Raw genomic sequence first — 16,396 nt, forward strand, 5'->3', positions numbered from 1 at the left:
GGCTCCTCTCCGGTTCGTTGTTCGGTCGTGGTCCGTGCGGCTCAGCCCACCCAGAACCCGCGGCCGAACCAGCCGCCGGGCTCCGCGCCGGGCGGTCCGCCCGGGCCCCCGGGGCCTCGCGAGCCCAGGTAGGAGCCGACCACGGCGGCGCCGAGGTCGTCCAGCTCCGGGGCGACCACCCGCCCGTCCACCCGTCGGGCGAGGTGCTCGATGAAGCGGGCCAGGCCGGGGTCCTCCCCCAGGCGGAAGAAGGTGGTCTGGGCACCGAGCCGGGCGGAGCCCTCGAGCTCGCGCACGCTGAGCGCGATCGTGTGCGGGTGCGGCGGGTAGGCGAACATCACGTCGCCGCCGGGCCCGAGGTGTGAGGTCGGCTCGCCGTCAGTGACGATCAGCAGCACCGGCTGGGCGCTCGGGTGCCGGCGGAAGTGCCGGTTCGCGAGCAGCAGCCCGTGGTGCAGGTTGGTGCCCTTCTCCCAGCGGGCGTCGAGCGCGGTGAGCTGCTCGATCTCCATCACGCGGGCCTCCCGGCCGAAGCCGATCAGCTGGAGGGCGTCGCCGCGGAACCGGCTCCGGATCAGCGTGTGCAGGGCCAGGGCGGTGCGCTTCATCGGCACCCAGCGGCCGTCCATCGCCATCGAGAACGAGGTGTCCACGAGCAGGGCCACCGCCGCCTGGGTGCGGGCCTCGGTCTCCTGCACCTCGACGTCCTCGACGCTGAGCCGCACCCGCCCGCTGGTCGGTGCGGGACCGCCGGCGACCGTCTCGGGACCACCCGCCTGGCGGAGCACCGCGTTCGTCACCGTCCGCGGGATGTCCCACGGCTCGGTGTCGCCGAACTCCCAGGGCCGGGAGGCTCCGCTGCGCTCGCCGGCGGCTCCGGCCTGGCGCAGGTCGCGGGCGCCCTGCCGGCCTGACATCCGGGTCGCGACGTCCTTGAGCAGCGCCTTGCCGAGCTGGCGCATCGCCTTCGGCGAGAGCCGGAGCTGCCCGTCGGTCCCACGGTCGAGGTAGCCGGACTCGCGCAGTGCCTGCTCGAGCTCGGCCAGGGTGCGGGCGCTCACCGCCGCCTCGGGTCCGAGCTGCCGGGAGAGGGTGTCGAGGTCGACGTCGTCGAGCCTGGCCCCGGGGTAGGCCTGCGAGAGCTGCTCGGCGAGCTCGTCGAGGTCGGCCAGGTCCTGGAGCACGCCGGTGCCGTCCCCGAGCCCGAGGCCCTGCTCGCCGTCGAAGCGCTCGGAGCCGCCCCAGTCCTCGCCGGGTCTCAGGGACTGCAGGTTCTGGTCCAGCCGGGAGAGCGCCTGCTGGAGCCCCGGTCCCCCGAACGCCTGCTGGGCGAGCGCGTCGAGCTCGTCGCGCTGCTCCTGCGTCATCGAGTTGCGCATCCGCTGGGCGGCGGCGGCCCGCTGTGCCAGGGAGTCCAGCAGCTCCTCCACGTTCGCCGGGCGCTCGGGGAAGAAGTCGCCGTGCTGGTCCATGAACTCGTCGAAGAGCTCGGTGGTGTCCTCACCCCGGGCGTGGGCCTCGAGCAGCTCGTTGAGGTCGCCGAGCATCGCGTCGACCCGCTCGCGGTCCTCGTCGGTGGCGCCCTCCAGTGCCTGCTTCATGCCGGCGAACCGCTGGTCCAGCAGCTCCCGACCGAGCAGGTCCTTGATCCGCTCGTAGTCCTCCCTCGCCGACGGGCTGCGCCACGAGTAGTCGCTGAGCTCGGCCACCGCAGCCGCGGTGGAGGGCGGCAGGCTGCCGATCTGCATCTCGGCGAACCGGGCCTCGTCGTCGAGGTCGCGGGCCAGCTGCTTGCGCTCCTCGAGCACCGCCCGGTCCAGCAGTTCCCGGACCTCGCGCATCGTCCCGTCGAGGTCGTGCCGGTCCAGCATCTCCCGGCGCTTCGCGGCCACCCGGCGAGCCAGCTCGTCGAGCCCGGCCTGGTCCTGCCCGCCGCGGCGCAGGAACTCCCGCATCGCCCGCTCCGGGCTGTAGCCGGCCATGACGTCCTCGCCGATGGCGTCGAGCGCCTCGCCCAGGTCCACCGGCGGCGCGAGCGGGTCCGGCCCACCGGCGTACCTGCCGTAGCGGGAGCGGTGGCCCGGCCGGCCGGGCCGCCCGGTCCGCCTAGGCCGTTCGGGCCGCGGGGGACTCATCCGTAGACCGTCTCCCCGTCACCGGACTCCTTGGCCACGCGGCGGGCCAGGTAGAGCCCCTCCAGGGCCAGCTCGACGGCACTCGCCCGGCTGCCGTCGTCCGTGGCGCCGAGCCGCTCGCAGATCCGGTCGTAGACGTCGGCCTCGCCCGCCTCGGAGGGCGGCAGCGGCGGCAGCCCGGTGAGGAAGTCGCGGGCGGTGACCTGCTCGCCGGTGACGACGGTGGCGCCGTCCTCGATGGCCTCGACCAGCGCTCCGAGGTCGAGGCCCCGGAAGTGGTCGCGCACCGCCTCGGCGGTCGCGGTGCGCAGCAGGTGGTCGAGGATCTCGCGCTCCCGCCCCTCCTCGCCGGTCTCGAACTCGATCTTCCCGCCGAGCACGTCGACGGCCGTCTCGAGGTCGACGACCCTGGCCACGGCTCCCTCCTCGCCCTGCACGGTGGCACGGTGCAGGGCGGCCGCGGCGACGGTCTCGGCACCGGCGATCGCGAACCGTGCCGAGACGCCGGAGCGCTGGTCGACGGCGTTCGAGCCGCGCAGCGCCCGGGTGAAGCGGGCCAGGATCTCGACCAGCACGTCGGGCACCTCGGCCACCAGGTGCGCCTCCTGCCGGATCACCGCCACCTCGTCGGCGAGCTCGAGCGGGTAGTGGGTGCGGATCTCGGCGCCGAAGCGGTCCTTGAGCGGGGTGATGATCCGGCCGCGGTTGGTGTAGTCCTCGGGGTTCGCGCTGGCCAGCACCAGGACGTCGAGGGGCAACCGGAGCACGTAGCCGCGGATCTGGATGTCGCGCTCCTCCATCACGTTCAGCATCGCCACCTGGATCCGCTCGGCGAGGTCGGGCAGCTCGTTGATGGCGACGATGCCCCGGTGGCTGCGCGGGATCAGCCCGAAGTGGATCGTCTCCGGGTCGCCCAGGCTGCGCCCCTCGGCGACCTTCATCGGGTCGACGTCGCCGATCAGGTCCGCCACCGAGGTGTCCGGGGTGGCCAGCTTCTCGGCGTACCGCTCGTCGCGGTGCTGCCAGACCACGGGGAGCTCGTCGCCGAGCTCGGCGGCCCGGCGGATGGAGGCGACCGTGACCGGCTCGTAGGGGTGCTCGCCGATCTCGGACCCGGCCAGGACCGGTGTCCACTCGTCGAGCAGGCCGGCCAGCGTGCGCAGTACCCGGGTCTTGCCCTGGCCGCGCTCGCCGAGCAGGACCACGTCGTGGCCGGCGATCAGGGCCCGCTCCAGCTGCGGGATGACGCTGCCCTCGAAGCCGTGCAGTCCGGGCCAGGGGTCCCGGCCCTCGGCGAGCGCGGCGAGCAGGTTGTCCCGGATCTCACTGCGGACCGACTTCGCCCGGTGCCCGCTGGCGCGCAGCTCGCCGACGGTGGTGGCGGGGGGCTGCCCCGTGGACGTGGAGGTCGTGGCAGTCACGGGTTTCACGCTAGTCCTGCGGGTCAAGCCTCGGGATACGGTCTCCCGGTGACCACCACCCTGCGGCCGCGGCGCCCGGACGACCTGCCCGAGCTGGTCCGGCTGCTGGGCGAGCAGCAGCCGTCCTCGGGCTACCCCGTGCGCTGGCCGCTGCCGTTCCCGGTCGAGGAGTTCCTGGTCCGCGACGACGAGGAGCGGGCCTGGGTCGCCGAGGTCGACGGTCGGGTGGTCGGGCACGCCGCCGTCGGCCAGGTCCGCGACCTCGGGGTCCGCGAGGTGCTCCGCGGCGCGACCGGAGGGGTCGGGGTGGCCGCGATCTCGGTGCTCTTCGTGGCCGTCGACCTGGTCGGCCGCGGTGTCGGGGGCCGGCTGCTGGACGAGGCGGTCGCCTTCATCCGAGGCACCGGCCGGCTGCCGGTGCTCGACGTGGTGCGCACCCACGGCACCGCGGTCGAGGTGTACCGGCACCGCGGCTGGCAGGTGGTCGGCGAGGCCCGCCCGGCCTGGCTGCCGGCCGACCGGGAGCCGGTTCTGCTGATGGCCCTGCCGGAGTCGGTCGGGAGCCCCATCGGAAGCCCGGACGAGGTCTCAGTCGAGGTCCCCGTCGAGGTCTCAGTCGAGGTCTCGGTCGAGCGGCAGGAACATCACGTGCAGGCCGACGTAGCCCTGGGTGGGTGAGCGGAACGCCCCCGGGACCGTGCCGACGATCGTGAAGCCGAGCTCCTGCCAGAGGCGGACGGCGGCGGTGTTGGTCTCCACGACCGCGTTGAACTGGATGCCGCGGAACCCCGCCTCGCGGTGCCAGGCCACGCAGTGCTCCCCCAGCCGGCGGCCGACACCCCGGCCTCGGGCCGCGTCGGCGACCATGAAGCTCGCCGTCCCGATGTGCGAGCCGCTGCCGGGCCGGTTCGGACCCATCCGCGCGGTGCCGAGCACGACGCCGTCCTCCTCGAGCACGACCACGTGCGCTCCCGCGGTCCACAGCTCCCGGGCCTCCTCGGACGTGAGCCCGGACGGGTAGGCGTAGGTCTCACCCTCCTCGACCACCGTGTGGAAGATCGGCCAGATCGCCGGCCAGTCCTTGTCGGTGGCGTCGCGGATCACTCGCCCACCTGCCCGTCGACGGCCTCCCGGAGCAGGTCCGCGTGGCCGTTGTGGCGGGCGTACTCCTCGATCAGGTGGACGAGGATCCAGCGCAGGCTGCGGCGCTCGCCCCCGCGTCCGGGTCGGTCGGCCGGCCGGTCCAGCCCGCCCTCGTCGAGCGCGAGCGCCAGGTTTGCCCGCGACCGGGCGACGATCCGGTCGAAGAGGGCGATCAGCTCCTCGGGGCTGTCCTCGGCGGCGGTGTGCCACTCCCAGTCCGGGTCCGCGTCCCAGTCGACCTCGCGGAAGGCCGGGTCGGCCTCGCGTGCCAGCAGCACCTCGGAGAGCCACCAGTCCTCCACGAGGGCCAGGTGCTTGAGCAGACCGCCCAGCGTCATCGTGGACGGCGGCAGCGGCCGGGCCAGCTCCTCCCCGTCCAGCCCGGCCGTCTTCCACCGGAGGGTGTCGCGGTGGTGGTCGAGGAACCCGACCAGGGTGGCCACCTCGTCGCCGGAGGTCGGTGGTCGGGTGCGGTCGTCGTCGTCCATGCCGGCGACGCTAGCGGTCCTCGGCCTCCCTCGGCAGCCCGGTTTCCGGGAGCCGGTCGGTCACGCAGTACGCCGCGCCGGCCGGGTCGCGCAGCAGCGTCCAGGTGGGCTGCTCGGCCTCGACGACCGCGCCCAGCCCCACGTGGCGGCGTACCTCCGCGGCTCGGTCGTCGCTGGCCAGGTCGAGGTGGGCGCGCACCGGCCCGGACGGCTCGTCGAGCCGCTGGAGCAGCAGGCGCAACGGGATGCCGGCCGGCCGGAACAGCGGCAGGTACTCCTCCCGCGCGTGCCCGGTCGGCTGCCACCCCGTGAGCGCGATCCAGAAGTCCCGCTCGGCGTCGAACGCCTCGGCGGGGATGTCGAGGCAGACCTGGTCCACCAGGCTGGTCGCGCCGTCGCCCCAGTCGACCGGAGCCGGCCGCCGGGACGCCGGGTGGGACACGAGGCAGAAGGTCATGCCGCCCGGCGAGCGCAGCACGACGTACCCCTCGTCGACGACCTCGGTCGCGCCCAGCGAGACGGCCTGGTCGGCGGCGGTCCGGGGATCCTGCACGTGCAGGTCGAGGTGGATCCCGCAGGGCCCGTCCACCACCCGCTGGACCCGGAGGAAGTCGTCGCCGTCGGCGGGGAGCAGCGACGCGAACTCGTCGAGCCCGCCGCGCGGCGGCGACATCCGGTAGCCGGTCACCGCCCGCCAGAAGGGCACCGAGACCGGCAGGTCGTCGGTCGTGAGGTCGAGGAACGCCGAGATCCAGAACGGGCTCATCGGGCCACCGTACGGCGCCCGGCGGCCGCCGCGGCACCGCCGCCGCCGGATATCGATTCGCTAAAGACAGCGTCCTGAGCAGGCATGATCGTGCCGACTCGGCTAGATTGACGGGGCGCGTGCCGCTCGGGTCGGCCCGCGTGAGGGTGCTCGGCCGGGGAGGAAACGGTCGCACACGCTCGACCCTGTCCCCGACGAGATGGAGCTCATGACTTTCTCCGAGTACCTCTCCAACAGCTACGAAAACCTCATAGAGCTCTCCCTCGAACACCTGCAGCTGGTCGCCATCACGATGCTGATCGCGACCGCCGTGGGAGTGCCGCTCGGGATCCTGGCCCACCGGTCCTCGGTGCTGCGACCACCGATCATGAGCACCACCTCCTTCTTCCTGACGATCCCCTCGCTCGCGCTCTTCGCGATCTTCATCCCGGTCTTCGGGCTGGGGTCACCGCCGGCGATCGTCGCCCTCACGCTCTACGCGCTGCTGCCGATCGTCGGCAACACGGTCGCCGGCCTCTCCTCGGTCAGCCCGGCCATCGTCAAGGCCTCGCGCGGCATGGGGATGGGCTCCTGGCGCCGGCTCGGGCTGGTGGAGCTCCCCCTGGCCTGGCCGGTGATCGTCACCGGGCTCCGGGTCTCCACCCAGGTCACGATCGGGATCGCCGCGATCGCCGTCTTCGTGGGCGGCCCGGGTCTCGGCAACGAGATCTTCCGAGGCATCCGGTCGCTCGGCAACCCCGGCGCCGAGAACCTCGTCTACGGGGGCACGCTCGCGATCGTCGTGATCGCGCTCGCCTTCGACGGCGCCTTCGTCCTTGTCCGACGCTTCACGACACCGCGAGGTATCCGATGACCCAGACCGAATCCAGCAACGAAGTGATGATCGAGCTCGACGAGCTGACCAAGCACTTCCCCGGCCAGGCCAACCCCGCCGTCGACAAGCTCAGCCTCACGGTGAAGAAGGGCGAGATCGTCGTCTTCGTCGGCCCGTCCGGCTGCGGCAAGACCACGTCCATGGAGCTGGTGAACCGGCTCATCGAACCGACCTCCGGCCGGATCATCCTCGAGGGCGAGGACGTCACCAACAGCGACCCGGACGAGCTCCGCCGCCGGATCGGCTACGTGATCCAGGAGACCGGCCTGCTCCCCCACCGCACCATCGCGCACAACATCGCGACCGTGCCGAAGCTGGTCGGGTGGGACAAGCAGCGCATCTCCGAGCGCGTCGACGAGCTGCTGACGATGGTCGGGATGGACCCCGACGTCTACCGCAACCGCTACCCCAAGGAGCTCTCCGGTGGGCAGCGGCAGCGCGTGGGCGTGGCCCGTGCCATGGCCGCCGACCCGCCGCTGATGCTGATGGACGAGCCGTTCGGCGCGATCGACCCGATCACCCGGGAGCGACTGCAGAACGAGTTCCTCAGGCTCCAGGCGCAGATCCAGAAGACGATCATCTTCGTCACCCACGACATCGACGAGGCGATCAAGATGGGCGACCGGATCGTGGTGCTCCGCGACCAGTCGCACATCGCGCAGTTCGACACCCCCGAGGCCATCCTCACCAACCCGGCCGACGACTACGTCGCGGACTTCATCGGGTCCGGTGCCTCGCTCAAGCGGCTCAACCTCTCGCGGATCCGGGACATCGAGATGGCCACCGACGCCCCGATCGGGCGGATGGACGAGCCCGCGGACGAGCTGGCCAGGCGACTCGACGCCTCGGAGTGGTCGGCGATCCTGCTGCTCGACGACCGGAAGCGCCCCACGCGGTGGGTGAACGCCCAGGACCTGAGGCGACCGGGCTTCGACCCCACGACGATGGGCCTCAAGGCGCGGGCGGTGGTCGAGCCGCACGCCACGCTCTCCGACGCGCTCAACGAGCTGATCAGCTCCAACGGCGGCTGCGCGATCGTCGCCGACGGCGACGGCGCCTACCTCGGCGTGGTCGACCTGGAGACGATCATGGCCGCCGTGCGGGCGATGCGTGAGCAGCACGCGCGCTTCTACCTCGCGGCCAAGAACCCCGACACCGTGGAGGTCTGATGGCCACGGACACCGCCACCGAGCACCCCGAGGAGACCATCGGGGCCCAGACCGGGACCCCGGTCAAGATCGAGACCTCGAGCACGCACCGCTCGCTCATCGGCTGGTTCGGGATGCCGGTCTTCCTGATCCTGATCCTGGGCGCGACCTACATCTGGATCCAGGGCCGCGAGCTCGACAGCATCGAGCAGCGGGTGCTCAACCAGCGGGTGCTGACCGAGAAGCTCGTCGAGCACCTGCAGCTGGTCGCCGTCTCGACCGCCATCGTGATCGCGATCGCGATCCCGCTGGGCGTCATCCTGACCCGCCCGTTCGCACGCAGGGCGGTGCCGATCACGCTGGCCATCGCCAACGGCGGCCAGGCGATCCCCTCACTCGGACTGATCACGATCGTGGTCATCTGGATGGGGATCGGCTTCACCCCGGTGATCATCGGGCTGGTGGCCTACTCCGCGCTGCCGATCCTGCGCAACACCATGGTCGGGCTCCAGCAGGTGGACCACAGCTTCATCAAGGCCTCCCGCGGCATGGGGCTCTCCCCGATGCAGGTGCTCATGCAGGTCGAGCTCCCGCTCGCGATCCCGGTGATGATCGCCGGCATCCGCACCGCGCTGGTGATCAACGTCGGCACCGCGACCCTCGCCACCTTCTTCGGTGCCGGCGGGCTCGGGTTCGTCATCTTCCAGGGCATCGGGCTCAACCGGGACCCGGTCCTGATCACCGGCGTCGTCATGGCCTCCGGCCTGGCGCTGCTCGTCGACTACCTGGCGGGAGTCGCCGGGCACTTCCTCTCACCCCGCGGACTGTGATCCCACACCTCCGCCCACGACGCCCGACCGAACGATCGAAAGGACGACAATGAGAAGCAAGAACTTCCTGGCCGCCACGGGGGCGACCATGACCCTCGCCCTGGCCCTCACCGCCTGCGGTGGAGACGACAGCTCCGGCGGGGGCGAGGGGACGCTCGAGGGAGCCTCGATCACCGTCGGGTCCAAGGACTTCGATGAGCAGCTGATCCTGGGCAACATCAGCAAGCTGGCGCTCGAGAACGCCGGCGCCGACGTCACCGACCAGATCAACCTGGGCGGCACCGACGCGGCCCGCGCGGCGCTCACCTCCGGTGAGATCGACACCTACTGGGAGTACAACGGCACCGCCTGGATCTCCTTCTTCAAGGAGACCAAGCCGATCCCGGACCGCATCGAGCAGTACGAGGCGGTCGCCGAGCGGGACAAGAAGCAGAACAACCTGGTCTGGCTCTCCCCGGCCGAGTTCAACAACACCTACGGTCTGGCCTACCCGACCGAGGCGGCCGACGAGCTCGGGAACCCCGAGACGATCTCCGACCTGGGGGAGCTCCTGAAGAGCGACCCGTCCGCGGCGTCGGTGTGCGTGGAGAGCGAGTTCTCCACCCGCGACGACGGCCTCCCGGGCATGGAGAAGGCCTACGGCTTCGAGGTGCCCAACAACCAGGTGACGGTGCTCGACACCGCGCTGGTCTACACGGCCGCCGACAAGCAGGACCCGTGCAACTTCGGTGAGGTGTTCACCAGCGACGGCCGCATCGCCGCGCTGGACCTGACCGTGCTCGAGGACGACGAGGGCTTCTTCCCCCTCTACAACCCGAGCCCGGTGTTCACCCAGGACATCTACGACGAGTACGGCGACGCGCTCGACGAGATCTTCGACCCGATCGCCGAGGCGCTCACCCAGGACGCGATGAACGGGATGAACGAGGAGGTCTCGGTCAACCTCCTGCAGCCCGAGAAGGTCGCCGAGGACTGGCTGAACGAGAACGGCCTGCTCTGAGCACAACAGGATGACCCACGCGGGTCACCGACGAGCACCCGACAGGCAGGTCCCGGTCATCCGGGGCCTGCCTGTCGCACGTGGTGGGGGCGGTCACGTCACCACAGGCCGGCGACGTCGCCACCGATCCGGACGATGAAGGCGGAGACCACCACCACGAAGAACACCCGCACGAAGCGGGCGCCGCGGGCCACGGCCATCCGGGCGCCGACGTAGGCGCCGACCAGGTTGGCCAGGCCCATCAGCAGGCCCACCTCCCAGAGCACGACGCCCTGGGGGACGAACACGACCAGTGCCGCCACGTTCGTGGCCCAGTTCGCCAGCCGGGCCTTGGCCGAGGCCTCGAGGAAGTTGTAGCCGAGCAGTCCCACGAGCGTGAACACGAAGAACGAGCCGGTGCCGGGGCCCAGCGCCCCGTCGTAGAAGCCGACCACCAGACCGGTCAGCATCGCCGCCGCGGTGTGCCGGTGCCCGGCGAACCGGAGCTCGGTGAGTTCCCCGATCGCGGGCTTGAGCAGCACGTAGGCACCCACGAGGACCAGCACGACGAGGATGATCGGGTTGAAGGCCGACTTCGGGATGAGCGCGGCGGCCAGCGCGCCGCCGACGGCGCCGAGGAACGCGAACCCCATCAGTGGCAGGAACGTCCCGGCGTGCGGCCGCACCCGCCGGTAGTACGTCGCCGAGCTCACCGTCGTGCCGCAGACGCTGGCCAGCTTGTTGGTCGCCAGCACCTGCAGCGGGGCGGCCCCCGGGAACGCGACCACGAGTGCGGGGAGCTGGATCAGCCCACCGCCGCCGACCACCGCGTCGACGTACCCCGCTGCGAGCGCGGCCAGCCCGAGCAGCAGAAGAAGGGTCAGTGACGGATCGGACACCGCCGGAGTCCCTCAGGCACGGGCGAGGTAGGCCAGCAGGTCCTGCCTGGTCAGCACCCCCACCGGCTTGCCGTCCTCCTGCACGAGCACGGCGTCCGCCGACTCCAGCAGCGCCACCGCGTCCTGGGCGGCCTCCGTGGAGCCGATGGAGGGCAGCGGGTCGGACATGTGGTCCTCGACCTTGTCGGTGAGCTTCGCCGAGCCCGCGAACAGCGCGTCGAGCAGGGTCCGCTCGGAGACAGACCCGGCCACCTCGGCCGCGACGATCGGCGGCTCGGCGCGGACCACGGGCATCTGGGACACGCCGTACTCCTGGAGGATGTGCACGGCCTCCGCGATGGTCTCCGCCGGGTGCGTGTGCACGAGGTCGGGGAGCCGGCCGTCCTTGCCGCGCAGCACCTCGCCGACGGTGCGGACGGTCTCGTCGCCGGAGCCGGAGACGAAGCCGTACTGACCCAGCCACTCGTCGTTGAAGACCTTGGTGAGGTAGCCGCGGCCGGAGTCGGGCAGCAGCACCACGATCACGGCGTCCTTCCCCTCCGGGGTGCCGGCCAGCTCCTCGGCGAGCTGCTTGGCGGCGTAGGCGGCCATCCCGGAGGAGCCGCCGACCAGCAGCGCCTCCTCGCGCGCCAGCCGCCGGGTGTAGGCGAAGGAGTCGGCGTCGGAGACCTCGATGATCCGGTCGGCGACGTCACGGTCGTAGGTGTCGGGCCAGAAGTCCTCGCCCACTCCCTCGACGAGGTAGGGCCGTCCGCTGCCGCCGGAGTAGACCGAGCCGGCCGGGTCGGCGCCGACCACCTGCACGGCCGGGTTCTGCTCCTTGAGGTAGCGCCCGACCCCGCTGATCGTGCCGCCGGTGCCGACCCCGCACACGAAGTGGGTGATCCGGCCCTCGGTCTGCGCCCAGATCTCCGGGCCGGTGGTCTCGTAGTGCGAGCGCGGGTTGTGCGGGTTGGAGTACTGGTCCGGCTTCCAGGCACCGGGCTCGGCCGCCAGCCGGTCGGAGACGTTGTAGTAGGCGTCGGGGTGCTCCGGCGGGACGGCGGTGGGGCACACGACCACCTCGGCGCCGTACGCCTTGAGCACGTTGCGCTTGTCCTCGCTGACCTTGTCGGGGCACACGAAGACGCAGTGGTAGCCCTTGGCCTGCGCGACCATCGCCAGCCCGACCCCGGTGTTGCCGGAGGTCGGCTCGACGATCGTGCCGCCCGGCTGCAGCTCGCCGCTGGCCTCGGCCGCTTCGATCATCCGGGTCGCGATCCGGTCCTTCACCGAGCCGCCGGGGTTGAGGTACTCCACCTTGGCGAGCACGATCGGGCCCGCGCCCGGGCCGCCCTCGGCGTCACCGGTGTCCCCGAGGCCGTCCAGGGAGGTCGAGAGCCGCAGCAGCGGGGTGTTGCCGATGAGGTCGAGGAGGGAGTTCACGTAGTCCACCCCCGCAGGCTAGTTGACGTGGGACGGCGTGAGCACAGTCGGCCCGGTCACTATCCTGTCCTGCGTGGGGAAAGCTGCTGCCGCTCGGAGACTCGCCGCCACCGCCGCGTACGGCGGGGGCGGGCTGTCGGTGCTGGGCGCCGGTCTGTACGGCGTGCTGACCGCCGAGGCGCGCCTGGCCCGGAAGGCGATCGGCGAGCCGGGTGACCGGAAGCCGCCGGACGCGACCGGCTGGTACGGCCGCGGCCGGCCCGGGCCGGCGTACACGATGGCCCTGCTCGGCGACTCCAGCGCGGCCGGCTACGGCGTGGAGCGCGTCGAGGACACCCCCGGCGCCGTGCTCGCCTCCGGCCTGGCCGAGCGGGCCGACCGGAGGGTCTACCTCAAGGAGTTCGCGGTCGTCGGCGCCCAGTCCAGCGCCCTCGCGACACAGGTCGAGAAGGCGCTGCCGGTCGAGCCGGACATCGCGGTGATCCTCATCGGCGCCAACGACGTCACCCACACCGTGCTGCCGGCAGCCTCGGTGCGCTTCCTGGCCGAGGCGGTGCGCCGGCTGCGCGACGCCGGCGTCGAGGTCGTGGTCGGCACCTGCCCGGACCTGGGGACGATCAAGCCGATCGCGCCGCCCCTGCGTCAGGTGGCGCGGGCCTGGTCGCGCCGGCTGGCCACCGCCCAGGCGATCACGGTCGTCGAGGCGGGCGGCCGGACGGTCTCCCTGGGCTCGATCCTCGGCCCGGAGTTCGCCGCCGCCCCGGCGCTGCTGTTCGGACCGGACCGGTTCCACCCCTCCGCGGAGGGGTACGCCTCCCTGGGCGCGGTGATGCTGCCCTCGATCCTCGCCGCGCTCGGCGTGATCCCCGACGAGGAGGCGACGCCCGAGGCGCTGCGTGGCGAGGGTGTGCTGCCGATCGCGAGGGCGGCCGTCGAGGCGGCCCGGACCCCGGGCACCGAGCTCGGCGGCGCGGAGGTGGCCGGTGCGCCCCGGGGCGTCCGCGGGCTCTGGGTCGAGCTGCGGCACCGCCGGCGCGGCCCGCGGACCGAGTCCGAGGCCCCCGACCATGCCGAGGCCCCCGACCCGGCCTGAGCCGGCCCGTCGCTTGTGTCGGCCCGAAATGCACCGACCCGTCGCTTGTGTCGGCCCGAAATGCACCGACCCGTCGCTTGTGTCGGCCCGAAATGCACCGAGCCGTCGTGACGGTGCACCTCAAGGGCACACCCACGACGGCTCGGCGTGGAGGCTGGCCTCCGACCGGAATCGGTCAGTCGGAGTTCATGATCGCGAGGATCCGCAGCAGGTTGGTGTAGATCCACACCAGGCTGACGGTCATCGCGAACGCAGCGCGCCAGGACTCGCGCTCCGGGAGGCGTGCGGCGACGCCGCGCTCGACGAAGTCGAAGTCGAGGATCAGCATGAACACACCCAGCACCAGTCCGCCGATCGCGAACAGCAGGCCCAGCGCGCCGAAGCCGAACAGCCCGAGCTCGTTGCTGAACATGCTCAGCCCCATCTCGAGCAGGCCGAGGGCGATCATGCCGAACATGGCCGCGACGACGAACGTGCGGAACTTGTCACCGACCTTGATGTCGAAGAACTTGTACGCCGCGAGCGTGCCGGCGAAGGCCGCGAAGGTGCCGATCACCGCCTGGACGACGATGTTCTCCTGGCCACCGAACTGGGCGTCAAGCAGCTTGCTGAACGCGCCCAGCGCGACGCCCTCGAGGACCGCGAAGGCCAGCACCAGCGCCGGGCTGACCACCTTCTTGAACGAGTTGACCATCGACAGGCCGAACGCGCCGAACCCACCGATCATGATCGCGAGGTACAGCGGGCCGAGGGCTGCGGCGGGGTCGCTGAGGTCCGGGGTCAGGAACCAGGTCACGGCGGCGGTCAGGATCACCAGGCCGACCGAGATCGCGGTCTTCTGGACCACGGTGTCGACCGTCATCGGGCCTTCGGTGACCGGCGTGGTCGGGGCTCCGGGAGTGCCGGTCCCCCACTGCGACGGGTCGCTCCCGGGCTGCTGGCCGTACGACGGGTACGTCGTGCCGCCGCCCTGGTAGCTCTGGTTGCCGTAGGCGTTGCTCCCCGCGCCGCTGAACTCCGCAGAGCGGTTGAACACCGGGTTGTTGCTCTTCATCGTGGTCTCTCCTAAGAGGCCGGACGTGCACCGTCGGTCTGACGTGCACCACGCTTCCATAGTAGTCGCTCACTGTCTCAACGAACGTCGAGCGGGGCTTGTTCCAGGCCGGTGCCCCCGGTGGGGCTCGAACCCACACTGCGAGGTTTTTAAGACCTCTTCCTCTGCCGATTGGGATACGGGGGCCCCTCGATTGTGCCCGCTACAGGTAGGTCTTGCGGGCATGTACGGCGTGTGCGCCAGCCACCCGGTCGAGGAACAGCAAGCCGGCGCAGTGGTCCATCTCGTGCTGCAGCGCCCGGGCCTCGAAGGCGTTCGCGGTGACCAGCACCTGCTCCCCGGTCCCCGGCAGCTCACCGCGGACGACGAGCCGGCTGGCCCGCTTCACCTCGCCGGTGAAGTCCGGCACGCTCATGCACCCCTCGCGCGACCGGTCGTTGCGGGAGGACTCCAGCACCTCCGCATTGCAGAGCACGAACGTGCCGTGGTGGTCGCGGGTCTTCGGGTGCTCGGAGACGTCGACGCAGAACACCCGGGCCCCCACACCGACCTGCGGTGCCGCCAGCCCGACGCAGCCGGGCGAGACCCGCATGGTGGCCACCAGGTCGGCCGCCAGCTGCACGGTGTCCGCGGCCCTGGGGTCCACCGCCTCGCCCGGCGTCGACAGCACCGGCGCCGGGGCGCGGACGACCTCGAGCACCCGTCCGTCCACGCCGAGCCGCGCGACGTCCCAGCCCACCAGCTCCGCTGGCGTGCTCACAGGTCGTCGGCCTCGACCTCGTGCAGGCTGACGCCGACACCCAGGTCGTCGCCGGCCGCGCGCAGCGCCGTACGCAGCGACTCGACGTCGACCCCGGCCGGCAGGTCCACCTCGGCGACCAGCAGGTAGAGCTCACCGGCGAGCCGTGTGGTGAGGTCGGTGATGTTGCCGCCGAGCTCGGCCACCTGGCCGACGATCGTGGAGACGATCCCGGGCCGGTCGCCGCCGTGCACCGTCAGCACCCACGACGTCCCGACGCGGGCGGACACCTGCTCCTCGGGCACCTCGCGCACCGACACCGTGAGGTCGCCGGCCGCGGTCAGGGGCGCCAGGGCCTCCTCGACCGCGGCGGCCTCGACCTCGCCCGAGCCGACGAGCGTCATCGCGAAGTGCCCCCGCAGGAGCGTCATCGTCGAGTCCTCGAGGTTCATGCCGAGGTCGGCGAGGATCCGGGTCGCCTCGGCGATGATTCCGGGGCGGTCATGGCCGAGGACGGTGATGGCGTGGTGGGTCACGCGGCGTGATTCTGCCAGTCTCAGCCGGCCAGGTCCGCGGCACGGCCCAGGACGGCGTCCAGCATGGGCTCGGTGAGCCGCCCGGTGAAGGTGTTCTGCTGGCTCGGGTGGTAGCAGCCGAGCAGCGTGACCGCCTCCCCCGTCCCGCGCTCCAGCAGGACCTCGACGCCGTGCCCGAAGCGTGGCTTGGGCCGGGGTACGGCGTAACCCGCGGCCGCGAACGACCGCAGCGCGGCGTCCCAGCCGAAGCCGCCGAGCGCCACCGCGGCGCGGACGTACGGCGCGACGAGGGCGATCTCGCGCGCGGCCCAGGGGCCGCACGTGTCCCGCTCCTGCGTCGTCGGCTTGTTCAGCGGCGGCGCGCAGCGGACCGCGGCCACCATCCGCGCATTGACCAGGCGCTGGCCGTCACCGGCGTGCTCGGAGGTCTCCTGGACCGCCAGGCCGACCCGGTGCAGGCTCGCGAACAGCCAGTCGCCGGACCGGTCGCCGGTGAAGATCCGGCCGGTCCGGTTGCCGCCGTGCGCGGCCGGGGCGAGGCCCACGATCAGCACCCCCGGCCGCGGATCGCCCCACCCCGAGATCGGGCGGCCCCAGTAGGGCTCCCCCGCGAACGCCGCCCGCTTGTCCCGGGCGACGTCCTCGCGCCAGGTGACCAGGCGCGGGCAGGCCCGGCAGACCGAGACCCGAGCGTCGATCTCGTCGAGCGGGGCGTCGGCCAGGCGGCGTACGTCGTCCGGGGTGTGCGCCACGTCCGTGTCCGCGACCGCCGGATCGTCGGGCCAGCCCGACCCCGGTGGCACCGGAGACGCGAACCGCTGCCCCGTCAACGGATGGGGCAGCGGTTCGGTCATGCTGAGCGGTCG

At 72.1% G+C, this 16,396-nt stretch carries 17 protein-coding genes and 1 tRNA gene; 6 read left to right on the forward strand and 12 right to left on the reverse strand.

Annotation, left to right across the window (positions count from 1 at the left end; genetic code table 11):
- Positions 1-41: 41 nt before the first annotated feature.
- Both IE331_RS12480 and IE331_RS12485 read right to left on the reverse strand, forming a co-directional pair.
- A complete protein-coding gene (locus IE331_RS12480; protein WP_192143740.1) occupies positions 42-2,135 on the reverse strand; it encodes a vWA domain-containing protein in 2,094 nt (697 codons plus the stop codon).
- The gene (locus IE331_RS12485) at positions 2,132-3,556 is read right to left on the reverse strand and encodes a MoxR family ATPase (RefSeq protein ID WP_192143741.1); all 1,425 of its coding nucleotides are present in this window, start codon (positions 3,554-3,556) and stop codon (positions 2,132-2,134) included. Before IE331_RS12485 ends, IE331_RS12480 begins: the two co-directional genes overlap by 4 nt.
- Before the next feature lie 48 nt (positions 3,557-3,604).
- Between IE331_RS12485 and IE331_RS12490 the strand changes: the two genes are divergently transcribed.
- A complete protein-coding gene (locus IE331_RS12490) occupies positions 3,605-4,234 on the forward strand; it encodes a GNAT family N-acetyltransferase (RefSeq protein ID WP_201931748.1) in 630 nt (209 codons plus the stop codon).
- Here IE331_RS12490 and IE331_RS12495 read toward each other — a convergent pair.
- Genes IE331_RS12495 through IE331_RS12505 form a run of 3 tightly spaced genes read right to left on the reverse strand, consistent with a single transcriptional unit; the run spans position 4,169 to position 5,953 of the window.
- A complete protein-coding gene (locus IE331_RS12495; RefSeq protein ID WP_192143742.1) occupies positions 4,169-4,660 on the reverse strand; it encodes a GNAT family N-acetyltransferase in 492 nt (163 codons plus the stop codon). The two genes, IE331_RS12490 and IE331_RS12495, sit on opposite strands and share 66 nt — an antisense overlap.
- Positions 4,657-5,187 (reverse strand): DinB family protein, encoded by a 531-nt coding sequence (locus IE331_RS12500; protein WP_192143743.1) that lies wholly within the window; start codon positions 5,185-5,187, stop codon positions 4,657-4,659. The genes IE331_RS12495 and IE331_RS12500 overlap by 4 nt, the downstream gene beginning before the upstream one ends.
- A 10-nt stretch (positions 5,188-5,197) precedes the next feature.
- Positions 5,198-5,953 (reverse strand): VOC family protein, encoded by a 756-nt coding sequence (locus IE331_RS12505; protein ID WP_192143744.1) that lies wholly within the window; start codon positions 5,951-5,953, stop codon positions 5,198-5,200.
- A 208-nt stretch (positions 5,954-6,161) separates the two neighbouring features.
- Between IE331_RS12505 and IE331_RS12510 the strand changes: the two genes are divergently transcribed.
- From IE331_RS12510 to IE331_RS12525, 4 genes are read left to right on the forward strand one after another with little or no spacing between them, the layout of a single operon-like run.
- Positions 6,162-6,806: an ABC transporter permease gene (locus IE331_RS12510; RefSeq protein ID WP_192143745.1), complete on the forward strand. Its 645-nt coding sequence runs from the start codon at positions 6,162-6,164 to the stop codon at positions 6,804-6,806.
- Positions 6,803-7,996 (forward strand): betaine/proline/choline family ABC transporter ATP-binding protein, encoded by a 1,194-nt coding sequence (locus IE331_RS12515; RefSeq protein WP_192143746.1) that lies wholly within the window; start codon positions 6,803-6,805, stop codon positions 7,994-7,996. The genes IE331_RS12510 and IE331_RS12515 overlap by 4 nt, the downstream gene beginning before the upstream one ends.
- Positions 7,996-8,805 carry an ABC transporter permease gene (locus IE331_RS12520; protein WP_192143747.1) on the forward strand — a complete coding sequence of 270 codons (810 nt, stop codon included), beginning with the start codon at positions 7,996-7,998 and terminating at the stop codon, positions 8,803-8,805. Before IE331_RS12515 ends, IE331_RS12520 begins: the two co-directional genes overlap by 1 nt.
- A gap of 49 nt (positions 8,806-8,854) precedes the next feature.
- Positions 8,855-9,805, forward strand: a complete 951-nt coding sequence (locus IE331_RS12525) for a glycine betaine ABC transporter substrate-binding protein (protein WP_192143748.1) — start codon at positions 8,855-8,857, stop codon at positions 9,803-9,805.
- Positions 9,806-9,903: 98 nt separating this feature from the next.
- Here IE331_RS12525 and IE331_RS12530 read toward each other — a convergent pair whose 3' ends face one another.
- Positions 9,904-10,683, reverse strand: coding sequence for a TSUP family transporter (locus IE331_RS12530; RefSeq protein ID WP_192143749.1), 780 nt, complete (start codon positions 10,681-10,683; stop codon positions 9,904-9,906).
- Positions 10,684-10,695: 12 nt separating this feature from the next.
- Positions 10,696-12,117 carry a cystathionine beta-synthase gene (locus IE331_RS12535; RefSeq protein WP_192143750.1) on the reverse strand — a complete coding sequence of 474 codons (1,422 nt, stop codon included), beginning with the start codon at positions 12,115-12,117 and terminating at the stop codon, positions 10,696-10,698.
- 64 nt (positions 12,118-12,181) lie between these two features.
- Between IE331_RS12535 and IE331_RS12540 the strand changes: the two genes are divergently transcribed.
- Positions 12,182-13,201, forward strand: a complete 1,020-nt coding sequence (locus IE331_RS12540) for an SGNH/GDSL hydrolase family protein (RefSeq protein ID WP_192143751.1) — start codon at positions 12,182-12,184, stop codon at positions 13,199-13,201.
- Positions 13,202-13,376: 175 nt separating this feature from the next.
- Here the strand turns inward: IE331_RS12540 and IE331_RS12545 are convergent, their stop codons facing one another.
- The 5 genes from IE331_RS12545 to IE331_RS12565 all read right to left on the reverse strand — a co-directional run bounded on the left by IE331_RS12545 (position 13,377) and on the right by IE331_RS12565 (position 16,384).
- Positions 13,377-14,255: a Bax inhibitor-1/YccA family protein gene (locus IE331_RS12545; RefSeq protein WP_192143752.1), complete on the reverse strand. Its 879-nt coding sequence runs from the start codon at positions 14,253-14,255 to the stop codon at positions 13,377-13,379.
- 112 nt (positions 14,256-14,367) lie between these two features.
- Positions 14,368-14,441 (reverse strand) — tRNA-Leu (locus IE331_RS12550).
- 16 nt (positions 14,442-14,457) lie between these two features.
- Complete coding sequence (gene def / locus IE331_RS12555; protein ID WP_192143753.1) at positions 14,458-15,015, reverse strand: peptide deformylase; 558 nt, start codon at positions 15,013-15,015, stop codon at positions 14,458-14,460.
- On the reverse strand, positions 15,012-15,530 hold the full coding sequence (locus IE331_RS12560) for a glycine cleavage system protein R (RefSeq protein ID WP_192143754.1): 519 nt from the start codon (positions 15,528-15,530) through the stop codon (positions 15,012-15,014). Before IE331_RS12560 ends, def begins: the two co-directional genes overlap by 4 nt.
- A gap of 20 nt (positions 15,531-15,550) precedes the next feature.
- Positions 15,551-16,384 (reverse strand): uracil-DNA glycosylase, encoded by an 834-nt coding sequence (locus IE331_RS12565; protein ID WP_192143755.1) that lies wholly within the window; start codon positions 16,382-16,384, stop codon positions 15,551-15,553.
- Positions 16,385-16,396 lie beyond the last annotated feature (12 nt).

This window comes from Nocardioides donggukensis, from assembly GCF_014842875.1.
Taxonomy (GTDB): domain Bacteria; phylum Actinomycetota; class Actinomycetes; order Propionibacteriales; family Nocardioidaceae; genus Nocardioides; species Nocardioides donggukensis.

What these genes read in the sequence shown, in the direction of transcription:
- IE331_RS12510 (WP_192143745.1), top strand. Translation starts at nt 6,162, where the DNA reads ATGACTTTCTCCGAGTACCTCTCCAACAGCTACGAAAACCTCATAGAG.
- IE331_RS12480 (WP_192143740.1), bottom strand. Translation starts at nt 2,135, where the DNA reads ATGAGTCCCCCGCGGCCCGAACGGCCTAGGCGGACCGGGCGGCCCGGC.
- IE331_RS12565 (WP_192143755.1), bottom strand. Translation starts at nt 16,384, where the DNA reads ATGACCGAACCGCTGCCCCATCCGTTGACGGGGCAGCGGTTCGCGTCT.
- IE331_RS12505 (WP_192143744.1), bottom strand. Translation starts at nt 5,953, where the DNA reads ATGAGCCCGTTCTGGATCTCGGCGTTCCTCGACCTCACGACCGACGAC.
- IE331_RS12520 (WP_192143747.1), top strand. Translation starts at nt 7,996, where the DNA reads ATGGCCACGGACACCGCCACCGAGCACCCCGAGGAGACCATCGGGGCC.
- IE331_RS12500 (WP_192143743.1), bottom strand. Translation starts at nt 5,187, where the DNA reads ATGGACGACGACGACCGCACCCGACCACCGACCTCCGGCGACGAGGTG.
- IE331_RS12545 (WP_192143752.1), bottom strand. Translation starts at nt 14,255, where the DNA reads ATGAAGAGCAACAACCCGGTGTTCAACCGCTCTGCGGAGTTCAGCGGC.
- IE331_RS12515 (WP_192143746.1), top strand. Translation starts at nt 6,803, where the DNA reads ATGACCCAGACCGAATCCAGCAACGAAGTGATGATCGAGCTCGACGAG.
- IE331_RS12525 (WP_192143748.1), top strand. Translation starts at nt 8,855, where the DNA reads ATGAGAAGCAAGAACTTCCTGGCCGCCACGGGGGCGACCATGACCCTC.